The following is a 26,925-nucleotide window of genomic DNA, read 5'->3' as shown; positions in this document are numbered from 1 at the left end:
TAGAGATATAGTAGAGATTCGCTCATCCTCCCTTAATCTTCCGTTCAGAAACGGAAGATTAAGGGAGGATGAGCGAATCTCTACTATATCTCTACTGACTCTTGTCTATATATTCAGGTTGGATAACACTTCGACTTGTCTTCTATATAAACAGGATTTGGTAAGGTTCTAACAATGGTTCTCCTATGGTCATCTTACGTTCATCTTACGTCCTGGAACGTAAGATGAACGTAAGATGACCATAGGAGAACCATTGTTAGAACGAGATCAGAACGGAGATTGTACCTCGCTAGTTCAGCAGCAGCACATTCACACTGCGCTGCAATATATTGAAGGCTATTTCTGCCATCAGGTTTTCTTTATCCAGCGTCGGGTTCACCTCTGTGATCTCAAAGCAGCAGATCTTACGGTGCTGCATGAATTTGGAGATCAGGTCTTCCACCTCGCGCTCTCTTAACCCATTGGTCACCGGGGTGCCGGTACCTTTGGAAATGGATGCATCCAGGCTATCTACATCAAAAGAAACATAAATGTATTCGCAGTCGCTCAGGTAACGGAATACCGAACGGGCGATCTGCTCCGGTCCTTTACGGCGTACCTCGTTGGTAGAGATCACCTTCATACCGTAGGTCTTGATCAGGTGTTCTTCCTCCTTTTCATAGTCCCGCAGGGATATGAACACGATATCCTCCGGCAATATCTTCGGCGTAATACCCCCGATATTTTTCAGTGCTTCCCATGTTTTGATGGTATTATCATCCAGGTCATGCACCTTACATTCCAGGTTATCTTCCCCGATAGAAATGGCTACCGGCATACCGTGCATATTACCGGAAGGGGTGGTGTAGGGGGTATGCAGATCGGCATGTGCATCGATCCAGATAGCCCCGAGTTTAGCTTTGGGATGGGCCATTTTCAGGCCGGCAATAGTAGCTCCCGCAGTACTGTGGTCGCCGGAAAGCACTACCGGGAACCAATTTGTTTTTACGGTTTCACAGACACTCTTACTGATCCTCTCGTACAGTGTCAGCGTTCCTTTGATTCTTTTGGCATAGGGTGATTCTATGGGTTCAAAAAGCAGCTTATTTTCTGTTTCTATGGCCTCAGTAGGGAAATGCACAAAAAAATTGCTCATGAAGTCCAGGGCAGCTATTTTAATAGCCTCCACTCCAAGACTGGCTCCGCGTGTGCCAGCTCCAATTTCTGACTTAACCTCAATGATCTTGATATTCTTCATAAAAGAAAGTTATCCTGCTACAAGCTACACGATTTTAACAGAACGGTTTTCATCCCCTACTATCGAGGCGTATATCCACTTGCCGTAAACGATAAAACAATTGCAATAAGGACGCTGTATCTTCAAATAATCTTTAATGTTTTGATGAGAATGATGGATAACAATGAATTTTAGGGGAGGTATTTTTTTACATGGTTATTAAAAAATAGATTTGGTTACAGTTATGTACCAAAACAAGTAAAAAAAGATTCCATGGATTTTCAACTCACAGAAGAACACCTCATGATACAGAAAGCGGCACGCGACTTTGCCGTGAACGAATTACTCCCCGGCGTAATAGAACGTGACGAAAAGCAAAAATACCCTGCAGAACAGATCAAAAAACTGGGAGAATTAGGCTTCCTGGGCATGATGGTGGACCCGAAATATGGTGGCGCCGGACTGGATACCGTATCCTATGTCCTGGCCATGGAAGAGATCTCTAAAATAGATGCTTCCACTTCGGTATGTATGAGTGTGAATAACTCCCTGGTTTGCTGGGGACTGGAAACTTACGGCACGGAAGAACAAAAACAGAAATACCTGGTGCCGCTGGCCAAAGGAGAGATCACAGGAGCGTTCCTGTTAAGTGAGCCGGAAGCCGGTTCCGATGCTACTTCCCAGCGTACAATGGCAGAAGATAAAGGTGATCATTACCTGGTGAATGGCACCAAGAACTGGATCACGAACGGTAACAGCGCCAGCGTATACCTGCTGATCGCTCAGACATATCCGGAGAAAGGCAGTAAAGGTATTAACGCCCTGATCGTCGAAAAGAACTCACCCGGTATTACGGTGGGGGCTAAAGAGAATAAGATGGGCATCCGCGGTAGCGATACCCACAGCATTATGTTCCAGGACGTCAAAGTGCCCAAGGAGAACAGGATAGGAGAGGACGGCTTCGGATTCAAATTCGCCATGAAAACATTGGCCGGAGGCCGCATAGGTATCGCTTCCCAGGCGCTGGGCATCGCCAGTGGCGCTTATGAGCTGGCCGTTAAATACGCCAAGGAAAGAAAGGCCTTCGGCAAAGAGATCAGTCAACACCAGGCCATCCAGTTCAAACTGGCAGATATGGCCACCCGTATAGAGGCATCCCGTTTGTTGTGCCTCAAAGCCGCGCGGGAAAAAGACCTGCACCTGGATTATACCCTCAGTGGTTCCATGGCAAAAGTTTTTGCCTCCGAAACAGCGATGTGGGTTACCACCGAAGCCGTACAGGTGCATGGTGGTTACGGATATGTAAAAGAATACCACGTAGAACGCCTCATGCGTGATGCCAAAATAACCCAGATCTATGAGGGCACGAGCGAAGTGCAGCGCATCGTGATAGGCCGGGCAATATTGAGCTGATAACGCTATATCATGGAGGAATCGCAGTGATTGCAGCGGATGCAGTGGCTGCTGTGCGGGTTGCAGTGGTGGGGATTAATCCCTACTTTTGCAGGATGTCAGTCAATTTACCTGCTTATCAGCAAATCAACGAACAGCTGAAACCTCATAATGCCAAACTGGTTGCTGTTTCCAAAATTAAACCACCGGCAGATATACAGGCATTGTACAATGCCGGGCAACGTATTTTTGGTGAGAACTATGTACAGGAATTACAGGAAAAACAACCTGTTCTTCCGGCAGATATACAGTGGCATTTTATCGGGCATTTGCAGTCCAATAAAGTAAAATATATTGCTCCGTTTGTATCCATGATACATGCAGTAGATAGTTTCAAACTGCTTGAAGAGATCAACAAACAGGCAGCTAAAAATAACCGCACTATCCACTGCCTTTTACAGGTGCATATAGCCGTAGAAGAAACCAAATTCGGGCTGAGTGAAGAAGAGCTGGAACAACTGCTGGAAACATATAAACAACAGGAATCCCGCCTTACTAATATTCGCATTGCCGGTTTAATGGGTATGGCCAGCAACACCGAAAATATGGAGCAGGTAAGGAATGAGTTTCGCCACCTGAATACACTCAGGCAGGACCTGAAATTGCGCTTTTTCCCTGACCAGGATGCACTCACTGAATTATCAACAGGTATGAGTGGCGATTATAAAATTGCGCTGGAAGAGGGCAGTACCATGGTACGCATCGGCAGCATGTTGTTTGGCGCGAGATATTGAACACTGTTAGCTTCGTTATGAATCATGTAACAAGACCCTGCCCATGAGGCACTACCGCTTATACGGCTCCTAACAATGCAGCAGGTATTGGCGCCACCAGGGAGAAAATAAAGAACGCCGGTCTCAATACAGCTGTAGTAAGACCGGCGTTCTTTATTTTCCTGTTACATCTTTATCATTTTCCCATATTCTTCAGTTTATCAGGATCAAGTACAGTAGAGATCCGCAGTATTTTGTTATCCTCAGGAGAAATGGAGAAAACCTGGCAACCGTACAGCTTTTCGTTCAGGAAGAACAGCAATGCCGGCTCATGATTGATCATCGTAAACTCAAAAGTGAAGTTCTTCTGATATTTATCGAACACAAAGGTCAGCAACTCGGATACATCGTGTAAGCCGCTGCAGAACTTCTTCACCAACTTAACTTTACCACCGCCATCGGCATAGAAAACAATATCCTGAGAGAGCAGATTCTCTAATCTTTGTACATCGCCTTGGCGGAGGGCATGCAGGTATTGATCCAGTATAGCTGCAGAAACAGTTTTATTGCTGAGTGTTGATCCCTGTTTATGCTCATCCAGTTTTCCCTTTGCACGGCTGAGTAGTTTCCGGGATTGTTCAACAGTACCTGAAAGTACTTCGGCTATCTCTTCATGAGAATAACCGAAGCCTTCTTTCAGTATAAATACAGCCCTTTCTTTAGGGTTGAGTGCTTCCATCAGTATAAGCATTGTATATGAACCAATATCCCGCAGGTGAAGCGCTTTATCTGCCTCTTCTCCCGTTGCTACAGGTTCGGGTAACCAGACATCTTCGTAGTTAACCGTTTTTCGCTTGTTTTTAGCATTGATCGACTGATTGATAACACTGCGCACCAGGTAAGCTTTTTCGTTCTCTATTCCTTCCCTTTCGGCGGAGATATAATTGGACAGTACATCCTGTATCGTATCCTTTGCATCTTCTACAGAACCAAGAATATTATAAGCGTATGGGAACAACGTGTGTTGATAATCTTGCAGCATATGTGTCTATTAAGTGATCGTGCTAAAATAAGAATAGTTTTTTAAGCGAATTGGCCTACTTCGTAATGACCGGGTACGGTCCTGAAAGTTTTGTTAAGCCTGTTCCAGACATTGACAGTGCCGACTGCCAGGGCAAGTGTAGCTATCTGACCTGGAGTGAAATGCTCTTCCAGGGCACTGTAAATATCATCGTTGATATCCTGTTGATTGGCATTGGTCAGTGCTTCTGTGAAGGCCAGTGCTGCGCGTTCCCTTTCATCAAAATAAGGCGTTTCTCTCCAGGCAATCACACCATGCAGGCGCTGATGTGTTTCTCCATGATGAATAGCCTCTTTGTAGTGCATGTCCAGGCACATAGCGCAACCATTGATCTGGGATGCACGGTAATACAACAGGTCGAGCAGTTTCTGGTCGATGTCGCTGTTTTTCAGGAAAGCACCTGTTTTAAATAATCCGGCCAGCATGTCTTTAGGTAAATCCTGGAATGTGATTCTCTGTGTCATATTTGTAGTTTTTAAAGTTTATTAAATCGCTTACAGTAATATGACAGCTCAGAAAATAAAAACGTGACAGGATTTTAAAAAAAATTATGGAACGGCCAGAAATGCCACTATTTTGGCCAGCACCTGCGGGTCCCTGATAATACGGTAATGACCTTCTCCGCGGATCTTAAACGATTCTACCTCAGGATGTTGCTGCAAAAAAAGTTCAGAACGTTCAGGCGGGATGATCTCATCATTTTCGTCATAAATAAATAGCATATGGTCCACTTTGATAGACCTGAAGTGTTTATGCATATCCATTTCCATCAGGTCGTCTTTTAATGTCTCCTGCACAATGCCCGGAACCACTTTCTGCACTTTTTCATTAAGGCCCAGCAGTTTATAAGCATCATCAAATATAACAGGCGCTGAAGTAGAGGGCGTCAGGATGATCAGTTTTGGGATATGTACCTTTTCTCTTGCCAGGGTGAGCGTAGCCGCCAAACCACCGAATGAATGCCCGATAATGGCATAAAGGTCCTTATAAGTATCAAGAAAGGCGGTCACTACATGCATCCACTGAATAAGATTACTGTTCCTGCCTTCCGTAAAGCCATGGGCCGGCTGATCAAAAGAAATGACCTGGTAATGATGCTCAACAAGTGTTTTGATCAGATGACTGAAGTCAAGTGCACTGCCTCCCCAGCCATGCAGCAGCAGGATCTTCTTTTCGCCTGTACCCCAGGTATAGGTTTTCACTTTTATCTGCTGTTTACTAAAGGCATATGCCGTCAGTGGCGTTTCCGTCTCTGTGGCAGCTTCTCTGAGTGTCAGATGATGCTGGCGAAAGGCTCTTTTAGGAGGTTTGCTGAAAAAATGAAGGAACGTTTTTGCCGCTATCCGTGGAGATATACTGCCAATGATCGAAAAGGCTAACTTATATTTTTTCATGACGTTGCTTTAACCGCTTGATAACTATGATGAATCATGTAGAGCGCAATCTCAAAGTTAAGTGCTATAGGGGGATAGTTTGTAATGCTGAATAAGTTTTTTACTTTAGGAACTATCTTATAATCGGAAGCAAGGAAAGATGATACATTTAAACCTGGTAGTGATCAGAACTGACAAACAGGAAGAGCAGGTGAGATTTTACAGTACTTTGGGGATCACATTCACTCATCATCGCCATGGAAATGGCCCCTATCATTACTCTGGCGCATTGGACGGCCTTACCTTTGAAATTTATCCTTTATCTAAGGATGCTACAGCCGCTGATACGACCACTCGTCTCGGTTTTACCGTGGAAAGTCTGAACGAGACCCTGAAAAGCCTTGAAGAACTGGGCGTGGAAACAGTACAGGCGCCTGCCAGTACTGAATGGGGGTATGCGGCAGTGGTGAAAGATGCTGACGGCAGGAGAATTGAACTGGTCGAAAATTTGATAAAGTAATAGAAAGTGGATTCTTTTACTATCTTTGCTATACTCTACTAATATAGTAGGATATATTGTGTAAACAGATCAGACAGCGTAAACAGTACTATGAACAAACTTTGGATGTTATTATGCCTCCCGGCATTCATATTTGGAACACAACTTGAAAAATGGGACCTGGAACCCGGTGTATGGCAAGCCAGCCTGCACAGAAAAGACGGAGCAGACATTGTGTTTAACTTCGAAGTAAAAGACAGCGCCCGCCAGAAACTGGTATACGTATTAAATGCCAACGACCGTATGCTGGTAGATGATGTAAAGATCCAGGGAGATTCTATTTTCATAAGAATGCCTTTCTTCGACTCTGAATTCAGGGCCGCCTTTACTAAAGATGGTCGCCTCCAGGGTAACTGGATCCGTCACCTTGCAGACAGGGACGTGAGCATTCCCTTTACAGCGGCACACAATGTGAAACAACGCTTTGTACAGCATGCGCCGGCAAAAGGTGATGTAAGCGGACGCTGGTCCACCTGGTTCACTACTCCCGGTAAAAACGACTCTTCCTATGCAGTAGGAGAGTTCAAACAGCAGGGAAATATCGTACACGGTACTTTCCTGACACCTACCGGCGACTATCGTTTCCTCGAAGGGATTGTCGATGGTGATACATTGAAGCTTTCAACCTTTGATGGTTCTCACGCATACTATTTCACCGCACTGGTAAAAAATAATACCCTGGAAAACGGGATCTTTTATGCAGGTATTGGTGATGGCAGGGAACACTGGACAGCCGTGAAAGATGAGAAAGCCGCATTACCCGATGAGAAGGCCCTCGCTGGTGTGAAACCCGGTAATAGTCAGCTGGATTTTACATTCCCCGACATCAACGGAAAGAAAGTAAGCATTAAAGATAAACGCTTCGATAACAAAGTGGTGGTGATCACGATCATGGGGTCCTGGTGTCCGAACTGTATGGACGAAACAGGGTTCCTGGCAGAATGGTATAAGGCTAACAAAGCACGTGGAGTAGAAGTGATAGGACTGGCATATGAACGTACTACTGACTTTGCGAAGTCACAGAAAAGCCTGCAGGGTTTCCTGAAACGCTTTGATGTACGTTATCCGGTACTGATCACCGGTGTAACTACCAGCGATCCTGAAAGAACAGAAAAAACTTTACCGCAGATAACTAAAATTAAAGGCTTCCCAACTACTATCTTTGTAGATAAAAAAGGGAATGTGCGCGAAGTACACACCGGTTTTTCCGGCCCCGGTACAGGAGAACATTATGAAGCCTTCAAAAAGGAATTCAATAATCTGATAGACGGTCTGCTGGCAGAGAAATAGTACATACTAACTAACCCAATACATAAAGTGGCGGTAAAGCTTTCAAGCTACCGCCACTTTCTTTTATTGCTGGTCATCCGTTATCTATTTATTTTTATACAGCTTCTTTCTTAAACTGCTGGAAAGTTTCAATGGCCTCATCTATCAATGTGAGGATCCTTTGCTTCACATCATCTTTGATACCCGTAAGCTCGTGTTCTACGATATATTTCAACTCACTTAATCCGTCTGCACCTTTACCTAATATCCGTCTGACACGGCCCTGCAGGTGATGGGCAGACCGCCTGATCTTTCTGCGGGTTTCCTCTCCGCTATCCGGAGCGGTCAGAATACCAATGACCAGACCAGCAGCTACACCAACCAGGGCTCCACATAAAATTTTTGCAGTGCTCATAATAAAAGATTTTTAAAGGTGTAATAAAAAGGCTGTAAAAGGTTTCCAAATATTGGGCCAGTTAAGCCGTGATCTCGCCTGTTTCCACATAGTGTTTAAAACGCATAACGTCTTTTTCTACCATTTTATGGAAGGCACTATTCAGCAGCCAGGCCAGTCCTGTACCTACATAACCTGCAGGCGGACGGTAAGCGATAACGACAGATATCTCGGTACCACCGCCGGGAGCGTCTTCAAACGTCACCTTACCTGCAGTGGCAATATTGGAGCCCGGAGCTGAACGCCAGCCAATAAAAGCACCAGCCTCGTCTTTGATGATCTCGGCATCCCATTCCAGTGTACCGACACCACCGGGACCTCTCACCACCCAATGGGAATGGAAGTCATCATGTTCGGTGATAGACGCCAGATGCCGCATGAAATGAGGCAGATTTTCCAGCCTTCTCCAAAAATGATATACCTCATCCCTTGGCTTATCGACGATGAATTTTGTCCTCACCTTTATAGTACGGCTATGCTTTTCACCCATTCTTCTGCCGGCATAGGCGGTTATAGGACAGTTCCCTGACATTCCACGGTATAACAGGTAACCACCGGCTACCAGCCTTATCAGGCTTCTGATGGGATGTTTTGTAACGTTGCTGATCGCGGAATTAGTGAGAAGAGCGCCACCGATAATAGATGCGATGCGCCCCTGTTTACTTACATTCAGGACATTCGACTGCTCGTAGAGCATTGTAGCCCGGGGCTCGCCGTGTCCATTCAAACTTTGATATGTACTCATAAACAACGGGTTTTTGTTATCAGATAAGCGAAAATCCTGCTCGAATCAAAATGTGCTAATAATCAATTAATTGTGTTATCCTGTCACTGTGGAATTGCGTATAAAATTGCCCATCCGGGTCACATTGTCAATGTGTTGCAACGGGGCATTATCAGTGCTCAGCTTCCAGCTCCTTTTCCAGCTCTTTAAATATCTCATTCCCCCAATGAGGGTCCAGCTCATGCTCTGGCTTAAATCCGGCAAACCTGTGGCCGGCCTCTTCCACGATTGGGGCCGCCTTTTTCTTACCTCCACCGAACAGGGCAGGAGTATGATAGATCACCAATGCCTTCATCAGGTATGCCCTGGGATTGGCACTGTCCGCTGCAATGGCTTTGTCTGAATAACTACGGCTATCAGGCCCTAATGACATCCCCCTGGAATTATTGGCATTGATACGGGCCGACAGCCAGTACGCCATTAATGCCAGTGTTTCTGTATTACCCGGTTGCAGGTCCAGCGCTTTTTTTACGTAAGGCCCCGCCTTTTCGGTAGCACTTTCTGCCTCTCCTTTGGGAGCCCTGAAAGAAGACTGCGTATAAGCCCAGCCGGTATAATATTGTAACAGCCACTCCTCAGGATGTGCTACCGCGAGATTGCCGATCTTTTCTGCTCCCTGTTGCCAGATAGTAAAGTCAGTCGTTTTTTCCAGTTGTGCCAGTTCCTCTTTGAGCGATTGCTTCCAGTCTGTTTGCCCCTGTGCGATAGTTCCTGTTGTCAGCAACGCGAGTAGAAGTGTAATAAATGCTTTCATAAATAGTCTTTACAGTAAGTAGCCTAAAATACATGCCAGGCTCCGGTCGTATAAGAAACAGATAATGCTGCTGCTTTGTTGCCTCTTAGTCCGTTCTGTGAAAATTCGGAAGAAATAATTACCGTTTACTCCCTATCTTAAAGCCATAAATTACTGACGTATGAAAAAACTATTCACGTGTGGACTGCTGATGCTGACACTTACAGGAATGGCCCAGAAAAAAAAGGCTGATGGATGGCTCCAGTTGTTCAACGGAAAGGACCTGAAAGGTTGGGACATTAAGATCAAAGGGCATGACCTGAATGAGAACTATGGCAACACTTTCAGGGTAGAAGACGGTCTGCTGAAAGTACGTTATGATCAGTACACCAACTTTAATGAACAATACGGCCATATCTTTTATAAAAAGAATTTCTCGGCTTATATCATCATGGTGGAATACCGCTTTGTGGGAGAACAGGTAGCTGGTGGCCCGGGATGGGCAACGCGTAACAGCGGGATAATGCTGCACGGACAATCTGCTGCCAGTATGGGCAAAGACCAGGATTTCCCCATCTCCCTGGAAGAACAGCTCTTAGGCGGTAATGGGAAAGATCCGCGTTCTACCGCCAATCTTTGTACGCCGGGTACGAATGTGGTAATGAATGGGAAACTGATCACCGACCACTGTATCTCTTCCACCTCTAAAACTTATCATGGGGAACAGTGGGTACGGGCAGGAGCACTGGTACTGCGCGATTCCGTGATCAAACATTTTGTATTCAGTGATACTGTGATTGTATACAATAAACCACAAAGCGGGGGCGGGAATGTAATGAATGCTGATAGTACCCTGACGCAGGCAGGACGTCTGCTGACAGAAGGCTCTATCTCTCTGCAAAGTGAAAGCCATCCGGTCGATTTCAGGAAAGTAGAACTGTTCGACCTGGAGCCATATGTGAATGATCCGGTAAAGCTGGAAGCAATCCTGCGGAAACTACAAAAGCGAAAAAAATAATCATGAAGGACCGGGAGTCAGCAATGAAAGGCGAGTCCGTCTTCGCTTAAATCCCTGAAGCCCGGTCCTTCTCTGTTAATGCATTACCACCGTTGCTTTCTGGAGGCCGGTGTCTGGAGTATTAAACTGGGCAGCGCCACCCGGATGTGGCGGGGCTGGGGGTCTTCCTGGTGGCTTCGGCGGTGGAGGAGGATGGTGAGGTGGTACACAACTCGCTCCTGCTAACAACAATCCTAACGCCACAGTAAGGAATCTTATCTGTCTCATGTTGTTTGTTTTAATCCACTGTTATAGGAACAAAATACATGCCGTTACAAGGTAGGTATCCTCACTCACTTTCACCGGATCATCCCGCTATAAAACCGCTCATAAATGTCGTCCGAAAGATGTCAGGAACTCCTTACTTTTGTTGCCTGCAAAACAAAATCCGCAGTCCCCCTTTTTCATGTCACAGATACCAGCACCCGGTAAGCACTTTGCGGGATTAGACCACCTGCGCGCCTTCGCTATTTCATTTGTTTTCATTTACCATTATAGCATCTTCCAACATCCGGCATGGATAGATACGATTGGCAGTTTCGGATGGACAGGTGTAGACCTGTTTTTCGTACTGAGTGGTTACCTTATTTCATCGCAATTGTTTGCACAGATCAGCAACAATGAACAGATCTCTTTCCGTGAGTTTTTCCTCAAACGGTTCTTCAGGATCATCCCCGCATATCTTACAGTGTTGTCACTGTATTTCCTGGTGCCAGCCTTCCGGGAGAAAGAGGCCCTGCCTCCACTCTGGAAGTTCCTCACCTTTACGCAGAATATCGGTCTGCACCTGAAGGAGAGAGGTACTTTTTCGCACGCCTGGTCACTGTGCATAGAAGAGCAGTTCTACTTCCTGCTGCCTATCATACTGATCATGCTTGTGCGTTGGAAAGCATTGAAGATAGGTCCCTGGTTGATCGGTATTTTATTCGCAGGAGGATTTGCAATCAGGCTGTTCTGCTGGTTCGTGCTGGTGGAACCAACTATGGGAGCAGACAACTACTGGGTAACCTGGTACATGTGGATGTATTACCCTACGTTTACACGTCTTGACGGATTGCTTACCGGCGTGTCAATCGCTGCCATCTTTCAGTTCCTGCCGGCTGTAAAACAAAAGATCATGGCATTGGGAAATAAATTACTGCTGATTGGATTGGTACTCTTAACAGGCGCCTGGTTCCTCTGTGTGGATCCTGCTAACTTCTACGCGTCTGTCTTTGGCTTCCCGCTGATCGCTATCGGTTATGGCGCTATGGTAGCCGGTGCAGTAAATGAAAACAGTTTCCTGCATAAAAAGAAGCTGCGTTTTACTGCAACACTGGCAATGCTGTCTTATGGTATCTATCTCTCGCATAAAGGTGTAATACACCTGACGCAGTTGTGGGTGGGAAACATAGGGATAGAGCAAAACAGTACTGTGATGTTTATCATCTGCTCGATTACTTCTGTATTGGCTGCATTGTTATTGAACAGGATCATTGAAAAGCCTTTCCTGAAACTCAGGCAACGTGTACTGTCTCCGAAGAAGGCGCCTGTTAAGCGACATTCTCTTCAGGTGTAGAATAGTTATCTTATAACTGTTTACATAACGTTCGATGTTAACAGGCTACTTTTCTGCAAGAGATGAATTATCAGCGGGGCGGATGCTTATGGTTGCGCCGTCCCGCTGATATTATTTATTCAGGTATGGACTTTCAAAATCCAGTTTCTTCAACCCTGATTTCACTTCCGGGCAACTCATAAATAACTTCCACAGCAAACCGCTACGGTAGTTTTCCATCATCACAACCGCCGGCCCCTGGTCTATAGCCAGGTATCGTTGCGGAAACCAGTTGTTTGTTTCGCTGAAAGCATCATAGAAGCCGTATTTACCAAATGTCTTATCACGCATGTCCTTATACCAGTGAACCATTGCCTGTTTGGAATATTCCGGCGTATAAGGCATGGAAGACAGCGCGGCGGTAGGAGAGATGACACCCAGGTCAGTATTCTCGCCTGGTGCATGTGCGGCATATCCGTTCACAGAATAACTGGCGGTCAGTCCCCAGCTATCAGGACCATAGCCTTTATACTTTTTAGGGTTCTCTACACACCATTGACGATTGATCAGCGTCTGGTTGGTATTATGCTCCCAATAGTCAGCATACCGGTCTTTTAAACCATGCGGATCAAGTCCCAGGTAGGAATAGTGTGCCCAGAACAAGGGCCCTCCGTATTGTTTTGCATAGTTGTGCGATAATGTGAGCGTATAGCCATACGCTTTGATGCTATCTCTGATAGCGCCGTTACGTGCCCATCCTTCGTGGTATACTGCTGCGGGAACACTATGTGTGGGAGAGGATGCTGCCAGCACATACATGATCAGGCATTCATTATAACCTGTTACAGGGAAGTTCATCTCCCAGTGATAGTTAGGCGACCAATGCCAGTATAACACGTTTTTACCGTTCCTGTACCAGCTCCAGTCCACATCTTCCCATAGTTTATTAATCCTGGCACCAAGCGCCTTTTCCTGATCGTTACCTGTAGCAAAATACTGACGCACACATAACAGTCCCTGGATCATAAAAGACGTTTCGACAAGATCGCCGCCATTATCTTTTTGTCCGAACGGCTTTACCTTTCCGTTCTCTTCATACATCCAGTGTGGCCAGGCGCCATGAAAACGATCGGCTTTTTCAAGGAAGGATACGATCTTTGTCAGCCGTTCCAGTCCCTGCTGACGGGTAATATAACCCCGTTCAATGCCCGCCAGGATAGCCATCACCCCAAAGCCGCTGCCGCCAGACGTAACAACGTTCATATCATTTTCAGGATAATCACCATCCACATGATACCGTTCTCTTGCCATACCACTGGCAGGTTCGGCGCCATCCCAGAAGTACTGGAACGTACGCTCTTCAACAATATTGAATATAGAATCTGTGGATAAGGCAGTGGTATCAACAGCTGTACTGTCTTTCGCCAGCTGACGGGTGGAAGGGCTGCCACATGACATTACCGCCGGAACTATTGCTCCAAGCAGGCAGAGGAATAGCAAGTTTCTCATAAACGTAATTTAGTGTTTTTTTGACGACTATATGCTGTCGTATAAGAGTCGTAGAATATCTCACGGAAATACTTACCTTTGCGTGCAATTATTAAAAAAAACTGACAAACCTTGCGTCATGTAATATCACAGGCATACTATTGTTAACTACGCCACCTGCGTTCTGCAGGAATGGCCTGTGAATCTTTTTTTTAATCAAAATACCCCGATATGGCTATTTCAGAAAAATATGGCCGTACCTATCATTTTCCGTTCTCGCCGGGCACTACCAGCGATGATCGCATTCAGCATGATTATTGGCAGTATATCTCGGCCATTCCTGCACTGGTGCACACGGAAAAACTGGACGGTGAAAATAATTGCCTGTCCCGCCATGGTGTGTTTGCGCGCTCTCATGTAGCGCCCACTACCTCTCCGTGGACAGAAAGTCTGCGCCGTTACTGGCAGCTGATAAAAAATGACCTGGGCGACCTGGAGATATTCCTGGAGAACCTGTATGCCGTACATTCTATTGCATACGAAGATCTGGACCATCATTTCTATGTGTTTGCAGTGAGAGAACATGACCGCTGGCTCAGCTGGGAAGAGACCAGCTTTTATGCCGCTATGCTCGATCTGCCCACTGTACCGGTCATTCAACAGTTGCAGGCACCATTGGTCAAGGCTGATTTTGAAAGTGACATACTTAACATTGTAAAAGGCCCCGGTAGTTTTAATGCGTATGACGCTGCCACCGGTACGCCTGCTACCATGGAAGGGATCGTTACACGTAATGCAGCCGGTTTTCCGGTACATGCATTCGCAGAAAATGTATTTAAATATGTAAGAAAAGGGCATGTCAAAACTGACGCGCACTGGACGCGTAACTGGCGTCGTGCAGCCCTTCAGCATGAAGGAGGTAAATATGTGGACAATCACTGAAAATAAATCATGGTCATATCTTGAGCAGACGTACGACTGGGTAGGCGATATGCAGCACGTACCACAGGACCCCATACACCATGGGGAAGGTAATGTGGCCATTCACACGCAAATGGTGTTGACCGCATTACAGGAACAATCAGCATATCAGGCATTATCTCCGCAGGACAAAGAGATCCTCTGGGCCGCTGCACTGTTGCACGATGTAGAGAAGCGCAGTACAACTATTACAGAGCTGGATGGCCGTGTCACTTCCGCAGGCCATGCACGGAAAGGAGAGGGAACTGCCCGGCAGATACTGTATAAGGAGATCGCAACGCCTTTCCATATCCGCGAACAGATCACCAAACTGGTGAAATATCACAGTTTGCCTTTATGGTTGCTGGAAAGAAGAGATCCGCTGCGTACTATTATTCATGCGTCATTACAGGTAAACACACAGCACCTCGCCCTGCTGGCACGTGCTGATATGGTCGGGCGCATTGCACCTGACACTGCTGAGCTGTTGTATCGCATTGATTGCTTCGAGGAGTATTGTAAAGAGCATCAGTGCTGGGGAACACCCTGGCCTTTTGAGAATGCACAGGCCCGCATGCATTACCTCCGGAAAGGAGATGCTGCACCGGGTTATGTACCCTATAAAGCACCTGCAGTGCAGGTAGTGATCATGAGCGGACTACCCGGTGCCGGTAAGGATACTTATGTGAAGAAATATTACCGGCAGCCGGACTGGGAGATCATCTCATTAGACGATATCCGCACGCAGATGAAGATTAGCCCCGCTGATAAAAGCGGTACAGGAAAAGTAGTACAGGCTGCTAAAGAACAGGCAAGAGTGTACCTGAGGAATAAGCGTTCGTTTGTCTGGAATGCCACCAATACTACCCACCAGATGCGGGAACAATTGATAGCCCTTTGTATGCAGTATGATGCGGGCGTTACGGTCGTATATGTGGAAGTACCTTATAAGGAGCTATTTCGGCAGAACGGGAACAGGGAAGCAACCGTGCCCTATAATGCCATGCAGAAGCTCATCAATAAACTGGAGATCCCGGATGTGACAGAAGCGCATGACGTAATTTATCATGTGCGCTAAGAGAAAAGAAGGCCGGAGGTGTAACCTTACCGGCCTTTTCTTTGTTACTTATAGGATCATACAGTAACAATGAAAGGTCTCATATTTTTAATAATTGTATCTGTGATATTCACAGGCAGTATTATATGCGCTGCCTTCAATCCCGGACCTGTATCATCTGTATCAGCACCCCCAACCTTTGCCGGATCGACAGCATGTGCCTCCTGCCATAGTGAGATCTTCAAAAATAGTCGCCATACAGCCCATTTCCTGACCTCTGCATTGCCGGACGACGCAAGTATTAAAGGCAGCTTTGCACCCGGTAAAAATCAGTTTGTATATAACAAATGGATGGTGGTGGAACTGGAAAAGAAGAAAGATGTTTTCCTGCAAACGGCCTACATGAATGGTTTTCCGACCGAACAAAGGGAGTTTGGTGTTGTGATCGGCTCAGGAAGGAAAGGGCAGACCTATCTTTATTGGGACAGGAACAGGTTGTTTCAATTGCCGGTATCGTACTATACACCTGCCAACGATTGGTGCAATAGTCCGGGGTATTCGGAGAACTACATCCGCTTTGACAGACCAATTCCTGCTACCTGTCTTGAATGCCATGCCACTTACGTTGAAGCAAAAGAAAAGAAAGATGGAAGTACCGTGTTTGACAAAAAAACGCTCCTGTATGGCGTCGATTGTGAAAGATGTCATGGTCCCGGAGCTGCGCATGTCGCATTCCATACACAACATCCGGAGGTGAAGACTGCCAATAATATTATCAATACGAAAAATCTTTCCCGTCAGCAACGTCTGGATGCCTGTGCTCAGTGCCATTCGGGGTTAAGAAAACATACGCAACCTGCTTTTAGTTTTGTAGTAGGACAAAAACTGGATGACTTTTCTACACCAAATTACGATGTTGACACGGTAGGAAATCTGGACGTGCATGGTAACCAGTACGGCCTGCTGACCGCCTGTAGATGTTTTAAGATGATGGCAGAACTGGATTGTTCGTCTTGTCATAATGTACATGTCAGCGAGCGGCAAAATATGGCGGCATTCTCACAGCGCTGCATCAGTTGTCACAATGTAAATGGTGTTGCCCATGATTCCTGTTCTTATAAAGCACCTACGGGAATAGTACTGGCAAATAATTGTGTTGACTGTCATATGCCGTTGTTGCCATCAAAGAAGATCATGCTGAAACTGGCTAATGCATCAACAGCGGAAGCTGATATGGTGCGTACGCATTTTGTGAATGTTTATCAGGATGCGACGAAGAGGTTTGTGGAGAAGATCAGATGAGGGGATGCTATAAGATATAAAAGAGGCTGTCACAATATGAAGTGCCCCCAAAAAAAGTTAAACAACTTTTGCGGGCACTTCATATTGTGACAGCTTCTTTTATTCAGATTCCTGACGGCCCCAGCTAGTCATATAAAGCGGCAGATTGTTCGTTTATTTTTGATACATCCTGCGACTGGCTCTTTTACGGAATTCTGTTAAAAGCTCTGTTTAAGCTCTCCATAAATGCATCTGCCTGTTCTTTAGTTCTAATGATCTGACTTAGTGATGATCTACGACGTGCAGGCACTCTGATCTTAACTGTTTTACCCGTTGCCTTGGCTTGTGCAATTAAGGCTTGAATCTTTTCCTCTACCTTTGGATCTTTCATGTTAATTAGTTTAATTGATCTTTATTGGAAAAAATGAAATAGTTATACATAAATTCGGGATGCCAGGGACTGTCTCTCGTAATTCTTACGAAATCGGATTTGATGTCTTTGAAATCGAATGGATTTTCATATTGATATTTACCAAATCTCGTTATTCTTACATAATACTTCATAGCTCTCATCTCGAAATAGGTGCTTAAATAGTCAAAATTGCTTAGAATAAATCGATAATATAGCCAAGCTCGCGAATTGCTGGAGCCATCAATTCCCAGGTAATGATCGGGATGGTCAGTCAGATATATCTGGGCATGCAAAAGAATAGTGGAAAAGACTTTTGAATAGTCTTTATGTTTTATCTGCGCTTTATCATCAATTTCGCCGTTTGTATCCGATGGACCGAAGGCCAGATTGTAGACATTGGGCATTAACTCGTGTGCGTTAGGACTTATTTCTACCAGTAACTTTTTTTTACTTCCATCTGTAAGTTCTGTTTCAAAACTTGCTAATGTCATTTCATTTGATACCATGTTAATATCATAAACATCGTCGAAGTTGATTTTTACTGCATTTGCCATTTTATCTCTGTTTAAAAGTTGTGGATTAACTATGTAAATACACATACCAGAGATTGATAGAACAGATGTATAATTTTACATGGCAACGAATAATGCCATATAAGATCGAAATTCAATTTTTTTATTGGTAAATGAGTTAATGACTAGTTAACAGTAACCAAAGAAAATGTAATGGTTGAAAGTTATCAGAAGTGAACAAAATGAAAAGCGTGAAGTTTGGAACTTCGGCGTAAAAGGAAAACCTTACCAGTTGCCTGATAAGGTTCAATTCGTTAGGGGGTATAGTGTCTCATTTTGTTACGTCCCGTGACTGGCTCTTTTACGGAATTCTGTTAAAAGCTCTGTTTAAGCTCTCCATAAATGCATCTGCCTGTTCAATTTAAACGGCGTCCAAGATTACGCAGTAACCGCGGCAAAATGAATGTCATGGCTGTAGATTACAAGAAAGTGAACAAAATGAACAGTTGTGAAGTGTGAACCTTAAAAATAAAAACAGGGGTTAAACTAAAGCAAATTTTGCTTTTAGTTTAACCCCTGAAAATGTCATTCACTGCCAGATCAGAACCTGTAACTCAGCGTCCCCCTGATATTAAACGGTGTGCCCGGTGTGAAATGTATCTCCGTTACCGGCGCTGCTTCATCCTTTAACCTGCTCTCTGTTGCAAACTGCGTCTCATTCCATGCCGTATTAAAGATGTTCTCCGTGATCACGCTGATAGTGAATTGCTTATACTGATAACTGATATTCGCATCAGTTATACAATATCCTTTGGCTACAATGCTATTATCTTCATTAGCCGGACGATGTCCCAGGTACCTTGTATTGATGCCTCCATTTATACCTGAAGGATGATGAATACTGACACCACCTGCAACTGTTACAACCGGTGCTAATGGAATACGGTCCTCACCCTTCGCTGCATCATTGGAACGGCCGTGTGTATAAGTAAAGTCGCCATTAATGAAGATCCATTTCCCTAACTGATACCGGGCACCCAGATCAATTCCTCTACGCGTGGTTTTGCCACCAGGCTCCACTATACCTGCATCGCCTACATACACAAACTCCTGCTCCAGGAACAGATACCACAGCGCTGTATTCACAACCAGTTTCGACACCGGTTTCCATACCAGCCCGAGATCTGCACCATAAGCTGCCGGCAATGTTTTAAGTCCTTTTTCTGCTACTACAACACGGGTATCATTGCTATGAAATCCTTTACCCAGTTTCAGGAAATACTGGATCTTGTGGTTAGGATTATATAAGAAGTTCAGCTTAGGACTTACAATAGATTTGCTCTGTGTTTGCGTGGCATAAGCAGGCATCAGTTTATCGACATAATCAAATTTGAAATGATCAACACGCACTGCCGGATTGATCAACCATTTACCAGCTTTATATTCAGCGCTGGCATAAGCATATAAATTAGTCTCATTGACATCACCCAGCTTTAGCTGTTCCAATGTTGTTTTCCTGTTCACAGTGTGAGATAGCTCAATATCATTCACATCATCATTACGCAAACCCGCCGCTACTTTAAGTTCAAGCGGATTTTCTCCCGGATAGAAACTCCTGTTCAATTCCGATTCAAAACCGAAAATACTCCTGTTTTCTTTCTGCCTGATCTGGTCGCCGTTCTCAGCGTCTTCAAGGAAGAATGTGAAATTGGAATACAGCTCAAAATCATAACGGCTGTAAAAAGCTGTGCTTCTCACAAAGGTATTTGCATCCACATGTTTGAGATATTGAAGGTTAACATTGGTACGTTGGGTGTTGCCGCCTTCTGTATTGTCGATAGCGCCAAAACGTGTGATCAGTCCTGCGTCCACAGCTCTTTGCGGTATTTGTCCGCTGGCATCCCATTTACTCTTGAAGTGGGAAACTGATACAGACAATTTATCATTATTCTCCATGTAGGCAGTATACTTACCCATCAGGTTGATGCGGTTAAAGTTTTGCGGAGAAACAAAATAACCATCTGTCAGCTGGTAATCAGCCGCAACATAGGCAGATTGTTTATCATTATTCACCAGGTTAAACATTCCCATGGTCCTGTAGGTATTGAATTTACCACCTTCCAGGGTAATGTTACTGTTGTCAAGTCTTTCTTTTGTTTTAAAAGCCACATATCCTGCCGTCGCCAGATTGCCTTTATCAGCATGATATGGGCCTTTATCAAAGTCAATATTCTCAATAATCTCAGGAATGAGGAAGTGGAGGTCTGCATACCCTTGTCCATGTGCATGGCTGACCATATTGACCGGCATACCATCTACACTGATGTTAATATCAGTACCATGATCAATGTCAAATCCACGCAGGAAAATCTGTTCAGCCTTACCGCCGCCTGCATGCTGACCAATGAACAGGCCGGGCACTTTGCGCAGCAGTTCCTGGGACGACTTGACAGGATTGGTCTTAAGATCAATATCCGATATAAGGTTCAGATGTTTGATGGAGGAAGTGATAGCCACTTCATTCAGTTCAAGATTGGATGGTTCCAGTATAATCTGCTGGAATAATTTATCGAGTACTACCAGCTGCGTCTTAAAGGAAACATGCGATACCTTCAATGTATCTCCCTGTTGACCGTCCTTTAGCCGGAACGCGCCCATTTCATTGGTATGTGTATGAGCGCCTGTGCGTTGGTTATAGATGGTCGCTTCCTGTAATGGACGCTTCTCGCGATCGGATACCGTGCCGCTGTAGCTTTGTGAATAGGCATTAATGGTGCATAATGAGAGGATCAATGTAAAGATCTTTCGCATATAGAGATGTGTCGTTTAGGTTAATAGTCAGAAGTATATTAGACAAGGCCAAACGGCAAAAGTAAAAAAATGGTTAACAATCTGTTTAATATTTCGGCCATAAAATATTTCCGTTCATCCCAAATTCTCTTTCAATAACTTGTGTCCGCGACAAACTATCTCTATATTAGCGCACGTCAAAAGGTCTCAACTTTCTATTATTCCACTTTTGACTTAATCTTATTTGAACGTTATGTTACTTAGATCGAAGAATCATGCAAGCCGGTCTCTGATGGGTTTTCTGTGCCTCTATGGTATAGGAATGGCAGTTGCCCATCCGGTTGCCGCGCAGTCAGGCAAATTGCCATTGCAGGACCTATCTGCCTTCCGCGAGCCAGGACAGAGCTGGAGTATTACCAGTGATGCCTCCGCAAAACTCGACAACCCGCATGTACTGGACGCTGTAGCGGGTACAGGGGTGTTATTCAACATGCCGGACAAAAAACGTCCCGGTAAAGACCTTTTCTCCACCGAAGAATATGGTGATGTGGATATTGAACTGGACTACATGATGGCGCCCGGTTCCAATTCAGGCATCTACCTGCAGGGCAGGTATGAGATCCAGTTACTGGACAGCTGGAACACCAAAGTGCCTAAAGCAGGCGGCAATGGTGGTATCTACGAACGTTGGGACGACAGCCGTCCTGAAGGACAGAAGGGATACGATGGCCACGCTCCGCGCGTGAATGCCAGCCGTGCCCCGGGCCTGTGGCAGCATATGAAGATCTCCTTCCAGGCGCCCCGTTTTGATGCTTCCGGCAAAAAGACAGCCAACGCGCGTATGCTGCTGGTGGAACTGAACGGTGTGACCATCCATGAGAACGTAGAACTGATGGGCCCTACCCGCGGTTCTATTGGTGGTGGCGATGAAAAAGCAACGGGTCCGCTCCGTTTCCAGGGCGATCATGGCGCTGTTGCCTTCCGCAATATCACTATCAACAAACCCGGCCAGGACCGCACTGGCAATGAAAATAACAGGATGACAGATCCTATCCTTGTGGATGCGCCGGTAAACACTATCCTGCGCAGCTTCATGGATGTAAAGAACAATAAACGCGTAGTACACGCTGTTTCTGTCGGCTCTCCTGAAAAGGTGCATTACACCTACGATCTCGACAAAGGCATGGTAGCACAGGTTTGGCGCGGCGAATTCCTCGATGCAACACCTATGTGGCACGAAAGAGGAAATGGCTGCTCCCGCCCACGTGGTACTGTACAGCTGCTTGGCGAACCATTCTTCACCCTGAGTAAACTGTCTTCTCCACAGGCCGCCTGGACGACCGACACCACTGGTACAGGTTACCGTCCCAAAGGTTATGTGCTGGATGAGAATGATCTGCCTACGTTCCGTTACCAGGTATATGGCGCCGCAGTATCTGACGTAGTGCGCGTGCTGCCTGAAGGACATGGCATCCGCCGTGAACTGACGGTAGCTACTCCTGTTGAAGGACTGTATGCTAAACTTGCAGAAGGTAGTACCATTGAAACACCTTCAAAGGATCTGTATGTTATAGATGGAAAATCTTATTATCTCCAGGTGGATGATGCCGGTGGTGAGAAACCTGTCATTCGTGAAGCAGGTGCAACAAAAGAACTGATCGTTCCTGTACACGGTAAACTGAGCTATTCCATCCTTTTCTAATTCCTTTCGACTATTACAAATGAAAAACATTTATAAGGCATTCATAAAAAAGACCACGTTGTATTCGCTGCTGATAGCCGCGGCAACGGGTGTGACTTCCGGGGTTCGTGCCCAGGAAACGCCTAAAGAAGAAGATTTTTATAAGATACTCAAGGTATCTTCTCCGGAAGGTACCCTGCTGGAAGTTGGCGGTTTGACAGTACTGCCAAATGGTGATCTGGGTGTATCTACCCGTCGTGGTGATGTATATGTTGTAGAAAATCCTACAAGCCGTAAACCTTACTTCCGCAAATTTGCCTCCGGTCTGCATGAAATACTGGGTCTCGTCTGGAAAGACGGCGCCTTCTATTGCGCACAGCGTGGTGAGCTCACCAAACTGGTAGACACCAATATGGATGGTAAGGCAGATGTATACGAAACCGTATTCGCATGGCCCTTGTCCGGTCACTACCATGAATACAGCTTCGGTCCGAAGATCGCTCCTGACGGCTCTTTCTTCGTATCCGGCAACGTTGCTTTCGGTAACCAGGAATGGTGGCGTGGTGAAAGCCGTGTGCCCTGGAGAGGCTGGATGATGCACATCTTCCCCGACGGACATATGGAACCATATGCTACCGGCTTCCGCTCTCCATGCGGTCTTGGTATGATCAACGGTGAATTGTTCTATACAGATAACCAGGGCGATTGGTTCGGTTCCGGTGGTGTATGGCAGGTAAAACAGGGCGATTTCATCGGCCACCCTGCCGGTTTACGCTGGACGAAAGAAGCTAACTCCCCTGTAAAACTGACACAGGAGCGTTTCTTCTCCTTTGTGGACGAAGGCCGTCCTAAAGATGCGAACGGCAGATACACTAAGCCTGAGAACAGTGTGACTGCGCCTTTCGTGACACTGATGGATGTGAAGAAGAAGATCCCTGAACTGCGCCTGCCTGCCGTAGTGCTGCCGCATGGTATCCAGGGGATCTCCAACTCCGAGATCGTTCAGATCCCTGAAGGTTCTTTTGGTCCTTTTGCCGGCCAGCTGCTGGTGGGCGACCAGGGACAGAGTAAGATCATGCGTGTGGTAATGGAAAAGGTGAAAGGTGAATACCAGGGTGTGTCTTTCGACTTCCGTAACGGCTTCCAGTCAGGTGTGCTGCGTATGGCATGGGCGAAAGATGGTTCAACCCTGTTCGTGGGTGAAACCAACCGTGGCTGGGGCTCTGCCGGTGAAGCCAACGAAGGTTTACAGCGTCTGGTATGGAATGAAAAGATGCCTTTTGAAATGAAGACGATCAGATCCAAACCTGATGGTTTTGAGATCGAATTCACCCTGCCGGTAAATAAGAAATCTGCAGAAGATCTGGCTTCTTACTCAGTAGAAAGCTTCACTTACAAATACCATTCAGTATACGGAAGCCCAATGGTGAACATCGCAAAATGTCCGGTGAAGGGTGTGAAAGTATCTGAAGATGGATTGAAGGTAAGACTCATCGTAGACAGCCTGCGTCTGGATTATGTACACAATATTACCCTGGAAGGCGTGCGTGAAAAGGATAACTCTTATTCACTGGTACACCCAACCGGTTACTATACGCTGCACAACCTGCCGGAAGGAGATAAGCTGCCTTTAAGCCAGGCAAGCACATTCAATTCCGCTAAATCAACCGCAGCTGCTTCTGCTGCCGCAGATAAAGGAAAGGCTACTGCAAAAGATGCTGCTGCAAAAGGCGCTACCGCTGCAAAAACAGCTGCTGCAAAAGTGCCTACTTACGATGAAGTAAAACCACTGCTGGCAAAATATACCTGCCTGGCCTGCCACAACGCTACCAAGCGTCAGGTAGGACCTGCATACGTAGATGTTGCCAAACGTAAATATTCTGCCGAGCAGATCCTGAAACTGCTTGCTAATCCGAAGCCACAGAACTGGCCTGATTACGCAACAGAAATGCCGCCAATGCCGCAGGTACCACGTGCCGATGCATTGAAAATTGCAAACTGGATCAACTCATTGAAATAAGATATTACGACGGCCGGATCATCTCCGGCCGTTGCTTTTACCCCTTTAAGTGAGAGCGCCAGCAAGCAGTTAAAATAACATCGCTTTTGCACGGTACAGGAAAGGAGAAGGGGTAGGATAAAGGCATGGTAAAGGCATGTCAAAGGCATGTCAAAGCCATATAAACAGCAAACCGGAAATGTGTTTTTACATCAACTGGTTGAAATTCAATATCGAGATGGTAAAAAAAGGCCCCCGGAATAGTTCCGAGGGCCTTTTTAATCTGTTTTATTGATAGTATTTTCTCTAAACTGATCAGAACTGGCGCCTTACTTTGTCATCTTCGACCAGTTCAATGGGTGTCGCCATTATCCGGCCATTACCTTTTCTCAGAAATAATCAGAACTGGTTCTTCCACATCATACTTTCTACTGGCTTAATGGTGCGGCCATTGTATTTGGCATTGCCTTTCTTATTATAGAAAGTTTCCACTTCACCTTCCACCACGAAATAGATCAGCTGTCCGATTGGCATACCGGCATACACGCGTACGGGTTGGGCGCAGGAGATTTCCAGCGTCCAGGTATTGCAGAAGCCCACATCGCCTTTACCGGCAGTGGCATGAATATCAATACCCAGGCGGCCGGTGCTGGACTTACCTTCCAGGAAAGGCACATGGGCATGTGTTTCGGTATATTCCAGGGTCACACCCAGGTAAAGGGTACCGGGCTGCAGCACATATCCCTCTTCTGGGATCTCGAAGTGTTCAATTTCGTTGTGGGCGCGGGCATCCAGTATCCTGTCCTTATAGGTGGCCAGGTATTTACCAAGATGTACATCGTAAGAGTTGGTGCCGAGATACTTCCGGTCATAAGGCGAAATAACGATAGTGCCTTTTTCAATTTCCTCCAATATCCTTTTGTCTGACAGGATCATAGATCGGGTAAAATTAGTTAGTAGTAAATAGTTGTGTTAGTATGCTTCCGTGTTTAATGCGTTCTGCATTCAGCTTTTTGCATTAATTTGGCAAGATATGCCATTAATACGTACCATACAAATCAATCCCGGCAGCCGCCTGGGGGTGTGGAAAATAGAAGAGGAGGAGGAATTCTTCCGGGGGAAGGTCAATATTTCCCCGGCCATTCACCACCCGCACAAGCGTTTACAGCATTTTGCGGGCAGGTATCTGCTCCAGGTGCTATATCCGGGTTTCCCGGTTGAGAAAATTCAGGTGATGCAGAGCCGTAAGCCTTACCTGGACAGCCACAGCCTGCATTTTTCCATCTCCCATTGTGGTGATAACGTGGCTGCGATCGTGAGCAGTGACAGTGCGGTAGGCATTGACATAGAAGAGATAAAACCTAAGATAGAAGCGGTATCGCACAAGTTTTTGTCAGCGGCGGAAGAGGCTTTTATCGATCCCGTACATACGTTATCCCATAAAACCATCTGCTGGAGCGCTAAAGAGGCTGTTTTTAAGTGGTATGGACTGGGAAGCGTTGATTTTAAAGAAAATATGCAACTTGCACCCTTTATCTTCCTGCAGAAAGGCTTCCTTACCTGCAATTTTAACAAAGCGGATAAAATTGCACGGTTATATTTGCAATATCTGATGGAAGACGGGTTATGCTTAACCTGGACAAACGGATCTGAGGACCTTTCAGCTGTCAGGGCGGAAAGCGCAGATACGGCCCGTTCAGGATACTCAGGACATTAATGTTTAAAAACAGTCAATTTGAAAATCTTTCTACTCGGCTTTATGGGCGCCGGCAAGACTTACTGGGGCAAACAACTGGCAGAACATCTGTCGTTACCATTCTATGACCTCGATGACGTGATCGTCGAATCAGAAGAAATGTCCATCAGCGACATCTTCGCCACGAAAGGAGAAGATTATTTCCGCCAGCAGGAGAACTATTGGCTGAAGGAACTTTCCCGCAACGAAAACTTCCTCATCTCTTGTGGTGGTGGTGCACCCTGCTTCCAGGATAATATGGATATCATGAATAACAATGGTACCACCATCTGGCTCAATCCAAGCCTGTCGCTGATCGTTGAGCGCCTGAAACGTAAGAAGTCCAAACGTCCGCTCATTCAGGACCTGGCCGACGATGAACTGCTCGACTTCGTAGAAAAGAAGCTGGCAGAACGCGTACCGTTCTACGAACAGGCCCAGATCACCATTGCCGAATCTGAGACCATTACTCTCGATTCCTTTACACAGCGCCTGGATATCAAAGCTTAGTTATGTGGTGCGCCGCCCGGTGAAATTCCACCGGATTTATACCGGTCGTCATCGCAGAGAGTTGTCTCTCCGGGCTATTATGGGTTGGACGCTGATTAATATAGGTTAAACACTAAACACCCGGATGTGTAACACGGTTGACATCCCGCAATGGTTGGCCGCTGGTTAATATAGGCTAAACACTAAGCACCCGGATGTGCAACACGGTTGACATCCCGCAATGGTTGGCCGCCTGATAACACCGATTAAACAGCTGGATTGTGTAATACGGT

At 45.9% G+C, this 26,925-nt stretch carries 26 protein-coding genes; 13 read left to right on the top strand and 13 right to left on the bottom strand.

The genetic code is table 11. The features are described 5' to 3' along the window. Nucleotides 1–289 precede the first annotated feature (289 nt). Entirely contained in the window at nucleotides 290–1,237 is a 948-nt protein-coding gene (locus L3C95_RS18045) for an arginase (RefSeq protein WP_236389563.1), read from the bottom strand. Between the two features lie 252 nt (nucleotides 1,238–1,489). On the opposite strand from L3C95_RS18045, the gene L3C95_RS18040 reads away from it, so the two are divergent. Together L3C95_RS18040 and L3C95_RS18035 are read left to right on the top strand one after the other, a co-directional pair. Continuing rightward, nucleotides 1,490–2,629 carry an acyl-CoA dehydrogenase gene (locus tag L3C95_RS18040; RefSeq protein ID WP_236389561.1) on the top strand — a complete coding sequence of 380 codons (1,140 nt, stop codon included), beginning with the start codon at nucleotides 1,490–1,492 and terminating at the stop codon, nucleotides 2,627–2,629. Nucleotides 2,630–2,724: 95 nt separating this feature from the next. After that, complete coding sequence (locus tag L3C95_RS18035) at nucleotides 2,725–3,402, top strand: YggS family pyridoxal phosphate-dependent enzyme (RefSeq protein WP_236389560.1); 678 nt, start codon at nucleotides 2,725–2,727, stop codon at nucleotides 3,400–3,402. 175 nt (nucleotides 3,403–3,577) lie between these two features. Here L3C95_RS18035 and L3C95_RS18030 read toward each other — a convergent pair whose 3' ends face one another. From L3C95_RS18030 to L3C95_RS18020, 3 genes are all read right to left on the bottom strand, one after another. Continuing rightward, nucleotides 3,578–4,423 carry a sigma-70 family RNA polymerase sigma factor gene (locus tag L3C95_RS18030; RefSeq protein WP_236389559.1) on the bottom strand — a complete coding sequence of 282 codons (846 nt, stop codon included), beginning with the start codon at nucleotides 4,421–4,423 and terminating at the stop codon, nucleotides 3,578–3,580. Between the two features lie 41 nt (nucleotides 4,424–4,464). Further along, nucleotides 4,465–4,926 (bottom strand): carboxymuconolactone decarboxylase family protein, encoded by a 462-nt coding sequence (locus tag L3C95_RS18025; protein ID WP_236389558.1) that lies wholly within the window; start codon nucleotides 4,924–4,926, stop codon nucleotides 4,465–4,467. A gap of 84 nt (nucleotides 4,927–5,010) precedes the next feature. Next, nucleotides 5,011–5,856 (bottom strand): alpha/beta fold hydrolase, encoded by an 846-nt coding sequence (locus L3C95_RS18020; RefSeq protein WP_236389557.1) that lies wholly within the window; start codon nucleotides 5,854–5,856, stop codon nucleotides 5,011–5,013. A gap of 139 nt (nucleotides 5,857–5,995) precedes the next feature. On the opposite strand from L3C95_RS18020, the gene L3C95_RS18015 reads away from it, so the two are divergent. Continuing rightward, nucleotides 5,996–6,355, top strand: a complete 360-nt coding sequence (locus L3C95_RS18015; RefSeq protein ID WP_236389555.1) for a VOC family protein — start codon at nucleotides 5,996–5,998, stop codon at nucleotides 6,353–6,355. 90 nt (nucleotides 6,356–6,445) lie between these two features. Next, a complete protein-coding gene (locus L3C95_RS18010) occupies nucleotides 6,446–7,684 on the top strand; it encodes a peroxiredoxin family protein (protein WP_236389554.1) in 1,239 nt (412 codons plus the stop codon). Between the two features lie 94 nt (nucleotides 7,685–7,778). Here the strand turns inward: L3C95_RS18010 and L3C95_RS18005 are convergent, their stop codons facing one another. The 3 genes from L3C95_RS18005 to L3C95_RS17995 form a co-directional block, all read right to left on the bottom strand. After that, on the bottom strand, nucleotides 7,779–8,078 hold the full coding sequence (locus L3C95_RS18005) for a YtxH domain-containing protein (protein ID WP_236389553.1): 300 nt from the start codon (nucleotides 8,076–8,078) through the stop codon (nucleotides 7,779–7,781). A gap of 61 nt (nucleotides 8,079–8,139) precedes the next feature. Next, nucleotides 8,140–8,862: an SRPBCC family protein gene (locus tag L3C95_RS18000; RefSeq protein ID WP_236389552.1), complete on the bottom strand. Its 723-nt coding sequence runs from the start codon at nucleotides 8,860–8,862 to the stop codon at nucleotides 8,140–8,142. A 151-nt stretch (nucleotides 8,863–9,013) separates the two neighbouring features. After that, nucleotides 9,014–9,655 carry a hypothetical protein gene (locus tag L3C95_RS17995; RefSeq protein ID WP_236389551.1) on the bottom strand — a complete coding sequence of 214 codons (642 nt, stop codon included), beginning with the start codon at nucleotides 9,653–9,655 and terminating at the stop codon, nucleotides 9,014–9,016. Nucleotides 9,656–9,815: 160 nt separating this feature from the next. Here L3C95_RS17995 and L3C95_RS17990 point away from each other — a divergent pair, with 160 nt between their 5' ends. Next, entirely contained in the window at nucleotides 9,816–10,652 is an 837-nt protein-coding gene (locus L3C95_RS17990; protein ID WP_236389550.1) for a DUF1080 domain-containing protein, read from the top strand. 75 nt (nucleotides 10,653–10,727) lie between these two features. Here the strand turns inward: L3C95_RS17990 and L3C95_RS17985 are convergent, their stop codons facing one another. Further along, nucleotides 10,728–10,919, bottom strand: coding sequence for a hypothetical protein (locus L3C95_RS17985; RefSeq protein ID WP_236389549.1), 192 nt, complete (start codon nucleotides 10,917–10,919; stop codon nucleotides 10,728–10,730). A gap of 178 nt (nucleotides 10,920–11,097) precedes the next feature. Here L3C95_RS17985 and L3C95_RS17980 point away from each other — a divergent pair, with 178 nt between their 5' ends. Beyond that, nucleotides 11,098–12,249, top strand: coding sequence for an acyltransferase family protein (locus L3C95_RS17980; RefSeq protein ID WP_236389548.1), 1,152 nt, complete (start codon nucleotides 11,098–11,100; stop codon nucleotides 12,247–12,249). A gap of 111 nt (nucleotides 12,250–12,360) precedes the next feature. Here L3C95_RS17980 and L3C95_RS17975 read toward each other — a convergent pair whose 3' ends face one another. After that, entirely contained in the window at nucleotides 12,361–13,737 is a 1,377-nt protein-coding gene (locus L3C95_RS17975; RefSeq protein ID WP_236389546.1) for a glucoamylase family protein, read from the bottom strand. 210 nt (nucleotides 13,738–13,947) lie between these two features. Between L3C95_RS17975 and L3C95_RS17970 the strand changes: the two genes are divergently transcribed. The 3 genes from L3C95_RS17970 to L3C95_RS17960 all read left to right on the top strand — a co-directional run bounded on the left by L3C95_RS17970 (nucleotide 13,948) and on the right by L3C95_RS17960 (nucleotide 17,035). Further along, the gene (locus L3C95_RS17970; protein ID WP_236389544.1) at nucleotides 13,948–14,658 is read left to right on the top strand and encodes an RNA ligase family protein; all 711 of its coding nucleotides are present in this window, start codon (nucleotides 13,948–13,950) and stop codon (nucleotides 14,656–14,658) included. After that, nucleotides 14,573–15,754, top strand: coding sequence for an AAA family ATPase (locus L3C95_RS17965; RefSeq protein ID WP_236389543.1), 1,182 nt, complete (start codon nucleotides 14,573–14,575; stop codon nucleotides 15,752–15,754). Before L3C95_RS17970 ends, L3C95_RS17965 begins: the two co-directional genes overlap by 86 nt. 69 nt (nucleotides 15,755–15,823) lie before the next feature. Then, nucleotides 15,824–17,035 (top strand): multiheme c-type cytochrome, encoded by a 1,212-nt coding sequence (locus L3C95_RS17960; protein WP_236389542.1) that lies wholly within the window; start codon nucleotides 15,824–15,826, stop codon nucleotides 17,033–17,035. A 184-nt stretch (nucleotides 17,036–17,219) separates the two neighbouring features. Here L3C95_RS17960 and L3C95_RS17955 read toward each other — a convergent pair whose 3' ends face one another. The 3 genes from L3C95_RS17955 to L3C95_RS17945 form a co-directional block, all read right to left on the bottom strand. Further along, the gene (locus tag L3C95_RS17955) at nucleotides 17,220–17,405 is read right to left on the bottom strand and encodes a hypothetical protein (protein ID WP_236389541.1); all 186 of its coding nucleotides are present in this window, start codon (nucleotides 17,403–17,405) and stop codon (nucleotides 17,220–17,222) included. 5 nt (nucleotides 17,406–17,410) lie between these two features. Continuing rightward, on the bottom strand, nucleotides 17,411–17,980 hold the full coding sequence (locus tag L3C95_RS17950; RefSeq protein WP_236389540.1) for a DUF6934 family protein: 570 nt from the start codon (nucleotides 17,978–17,980) through the stop codon (nucleotides 17,411–17,413). 558 nt (nucleotides 17,981–18,538) lie between these two features. After that, on the bottom strand, nucleotides 18,539–20,749 hold the full coding sequence (locus tag L3C95_RS17945; protein ID WP_236389539.1) for a TonB-dependent receptor: 2,211 nt from the start codon (nucleotides 20,747–20,749) through the stop codon (nucleotides 18,539–18,541). A gap of 232 nt (nucleotides 20,750–20,981) precedes the next feature. Between L3C95_RS17945 and L3C95_RS17940 the strand changes: the two genes are divergently transcribed. Beyond that, the gene (locus L3C95_RS17940; protein ID WP_236389538.1) at nucleotides 20,982–22,430 is read left to right on the top strand and encodes a DUF1080 domain-containing protein; all 1,449 of its coding nucleotides are present in this window, start codon (nucleotides 20,982–20,984) and stop codon (nucleotides 22,428–22,430) included. Nucleotides 22,431–22,449: 19 nt separating this feature from the next. Then, on the top strand, nucleotides 22,450–24,429 hold the full coding sequence (locus L3C95_RS17935; RefSeq protein ID WP_236389537.1) for a hypothetical protein: 1,980 nt from the start codon (nucleotides 22,450–22,452) through the stop codon (nucleotides 24,427–24,429). A 378-nt stretch (nucleotides 24,430–24,807) separates the two neighbouring features. Here the strand turns inward: L3C95_RS17935 and dcd are convergent, their stop codons facing one another. Further along, nucleotides 24,808–25,344 (bottom strand): dCTP deaminase, encoded by a 537-nt coding sequence (gene dcd, locus L3C95_RS17930; RefSeq protein WP_089836719.1) that lies wholly within the window; start codon nucleotides 25,342–25,344, stop codon nucleotides 24,808–24,810. A 97-nt stretch (nucleotides 25,345–25,441) separates the two neighbouring features. On the opposite strand from dcd, the gene L3C95_RS17925 reads away from it, so the two are divergent. After that, nucleotides 25,442–26,125 carry a 4'-phosphopantetheinyl transferase family protein gene (locus L3C95_RS17925; RefSeq protein ID WP_236389535.1) on the top strand — a complete coding sequence of 228 codons (684 nt, stop codon included), beginning with the start codon at nucleotides 25,442–25,444 and terminating at the stop codon, nucleotides 26,123–26,125. A gap of 18 nt (nucleotides 26,126–26,143) precedes the next feature. Further along, entirely contained in the window at nucleotides 26,144–26,653 is a 510-nt protein-coding gene (locus tag L3C95_RS17920; protein WP_236389533.1) for a shikimate kinase, read from the top strand. Nucleotides 26,654–26,925: the final 272 nt, after the last annotated feature.

Source organism: Chitinophaga filiformis, from assembly GCF_021646545.1.
Classification (GTDB): domain Bacteria; phylum Bacteroidota; class Bacteroidia; order Chitinophagales; family Chitinophagaceae; genus Chitinophaga; species Chitinophaga filiformis_A.
The sequence above is the reverse complement of the archived record's forward strand: the minus strand, read 5'-3'. Positions and strand labels throughout refer to the sequence as shown.

What these genes read in the sequence shown, in the direction of transcription:
- L3C95_RS18045 (WP_236389563.1), bottom strand. Translation starts at nt 1,237, where the DNA reads ATGAAGAATATCAAGATCATTGAGGTTAAGTCAGAAATTGGAGCTGGC.
- L3C95_RS18040 (WP_236389561.1), top strand. Translation starts at nt 1,490, where the DNA reads ATGGATTTTCAACTCACAGAAGAACACCTCATGATACAGAAAGCGGCA.
- L3C95_RS18035 (WP_236389560.1), top strand. Translation starts at nt 2,725, where the DNA reads ATGTCAGTCAATTTACCTGCTTATCAGCAAATCAACGAACAGCTGAAA.
- L3C95_RS18030 (WP_236389559.1), bottom strand. Translation starts at nt 4,423, where the DNA reads ATGCTGCAAGATTATCAACACACGTTGTTCCCATACGCTTATAATATT.
- L3C95_RS18025 (WP_236389558.1), bottom strand. Translation starts at nt 4,926, where the DNA reads ATGACACAGAGAATCACATTCCAGGATTTACCTAAAGACATGCTGGCC.
- L3C95_RS18020 (WP_236389557.1), bottom strand. Translation starts at nt 5,856, where the DNA reads ATGAAAAAATATAAGTTAGCCTTTTCGATCATTGGCAGTATATCTCCA.
- L3C95_RS18015 (WP_236389555.1), top strand. Translation starts at nt 5,996, where the DNA reads ATGATACATTTAAACCTGGTAGTGATCAGAACTGACAAACAGGAAGAG.
- L3C95_RS18010 (WP_236389554.1), top strand. Translation starts at nt 6,446, where the DNA reads ATGAACAAACTTTGGATGTTATTATGCCTCCCGGCATTCATATTTGGA.
- L3C95_RS18005 (WP_236389553.1), bottom strand. Translation starts at nt 8,078, where the DNA reads ATGAGCACTGCAAAAATTTTATGTGGAGCCCTGGTTGGTGTAGCTGCT.
- L3C95_RS18000 (WP_236389552.1), bottom strand. Translation starts at nt 8,862, where the DNA reads ATGAGTACATATCAAAGTTTGAATGGACACGGCGAGCCCCGGGCTACA.
- L3C95_RS17995 (WP_236389551.1), bottom strand. Translation starts at nt 9,655, where the DNA reads ATGAAAGCATTTATTACACTTCTACTCGCGTTGCTGACAACAGGAACT.
- L3C95_RS17990 (WP_236389550.1), top strand. Translation starts at nt 9,816, where the DNA reads ATGAAAAAACTATTCACGTGTGGACTGCTGATGCTGACACTTACAGGA.
- L3C95_RS17985 (WP_236389549.1), bottom strand. Translation starts at nt 10,919, where the DNA reads ATGAGACAGATAAGATTCCTTACTGTGGCGTTAGGATTGTTGTTAGCA.
- L3C95_RS17980 (WP_236389548.1), top strand. Translation starts at nt 11,098, where the DNA reads ATGTCACAGATACCAGCACCCGGTAAGCACTTTGCGGGATTAGACCAC.
- L3C95_RS17975 (WP_236389546.1), bottom strand. Translation starts at nt 13,737, where the DNA reads ATGAGAAACTTGCTATTCCTCTGCCTGCTTGGAGCAATAGTTCCGGCG.
- L3C95_RS17970 (WP_236389544.1), top strand. Translation starts at nt 13,948, where the DNA reads ATGGCTATTTCAGAAAAATATGGCCGTACCTATCATTTTCCGTTCTCG.
- L3C95_RS17965 (WP_236389543.1), top strand. Translation starts at nt 14,573, where the DNA reads ATGTCAAAACTGACGCGCACTGGACGCGTAACTGGCGTCGTGCAGCCC.
- L3C95_RS17960 (WP_236389542.1), top strand. Translation starts at nt 15,824, where the DNA reads ATGAAAGGTCTCATATTTTTAATAATTGTATCTGTGATATTCACAGGC.
- L3C95_RS17955 (WP_236389541.1), bottom strand. Translation starts at nt 17,405, where the DNA reads ATGAAAGATCCAAAGGTAGAGGAAAAGATTCAAGCCTTAATTGCACAA.
- L3C95_RS17950 (WP_236389540.1), bottom strand. Translation starts at nt 17,980, where the DNA reads ATGGCAAATGCAGTAAAAATCAACTTCGACGATGTTTATGATATTAAC.
- L3C95_RS17945 (WP_236389539.1), bottom strand. Translation starts at nt 20,749, where the DNA reads ATGCGAAAGATCTTTACATTGATCCTCTCATTATGCACCATTAATGCC.
- L3C95_RS17940 (WP_236389538.1), top strand. Translation starts at nt 20,982, where the DNA reads ATGTTACTTAGATCGAAGAATCATGCAAGCCGGTCTCTGATGGGTTTT.
- L3C95_RS17935 (WP_236389537.1), top strand. Translation starts at nt 22,450, where the DNA reads ATGAAAAACATTTATAAGGCATTCATAAAAAAGACCACGTTGTATTCG.
- dcd (WP_089836719.1), bottom strand. Translation starts at nt 25,344, where the DNA reads ATGATCCTGTCAGACAAAAGGATATTGGAGGAAATTGAAAAAGGCACT.
- L3C95_RS17925 (WP_236389535.1), top strand. Translation starts at nt 25,442, where the DNA reads ATGCCATTAATACGTACCATACAAATCAATCCCGGCAGCCGCCTGGGG.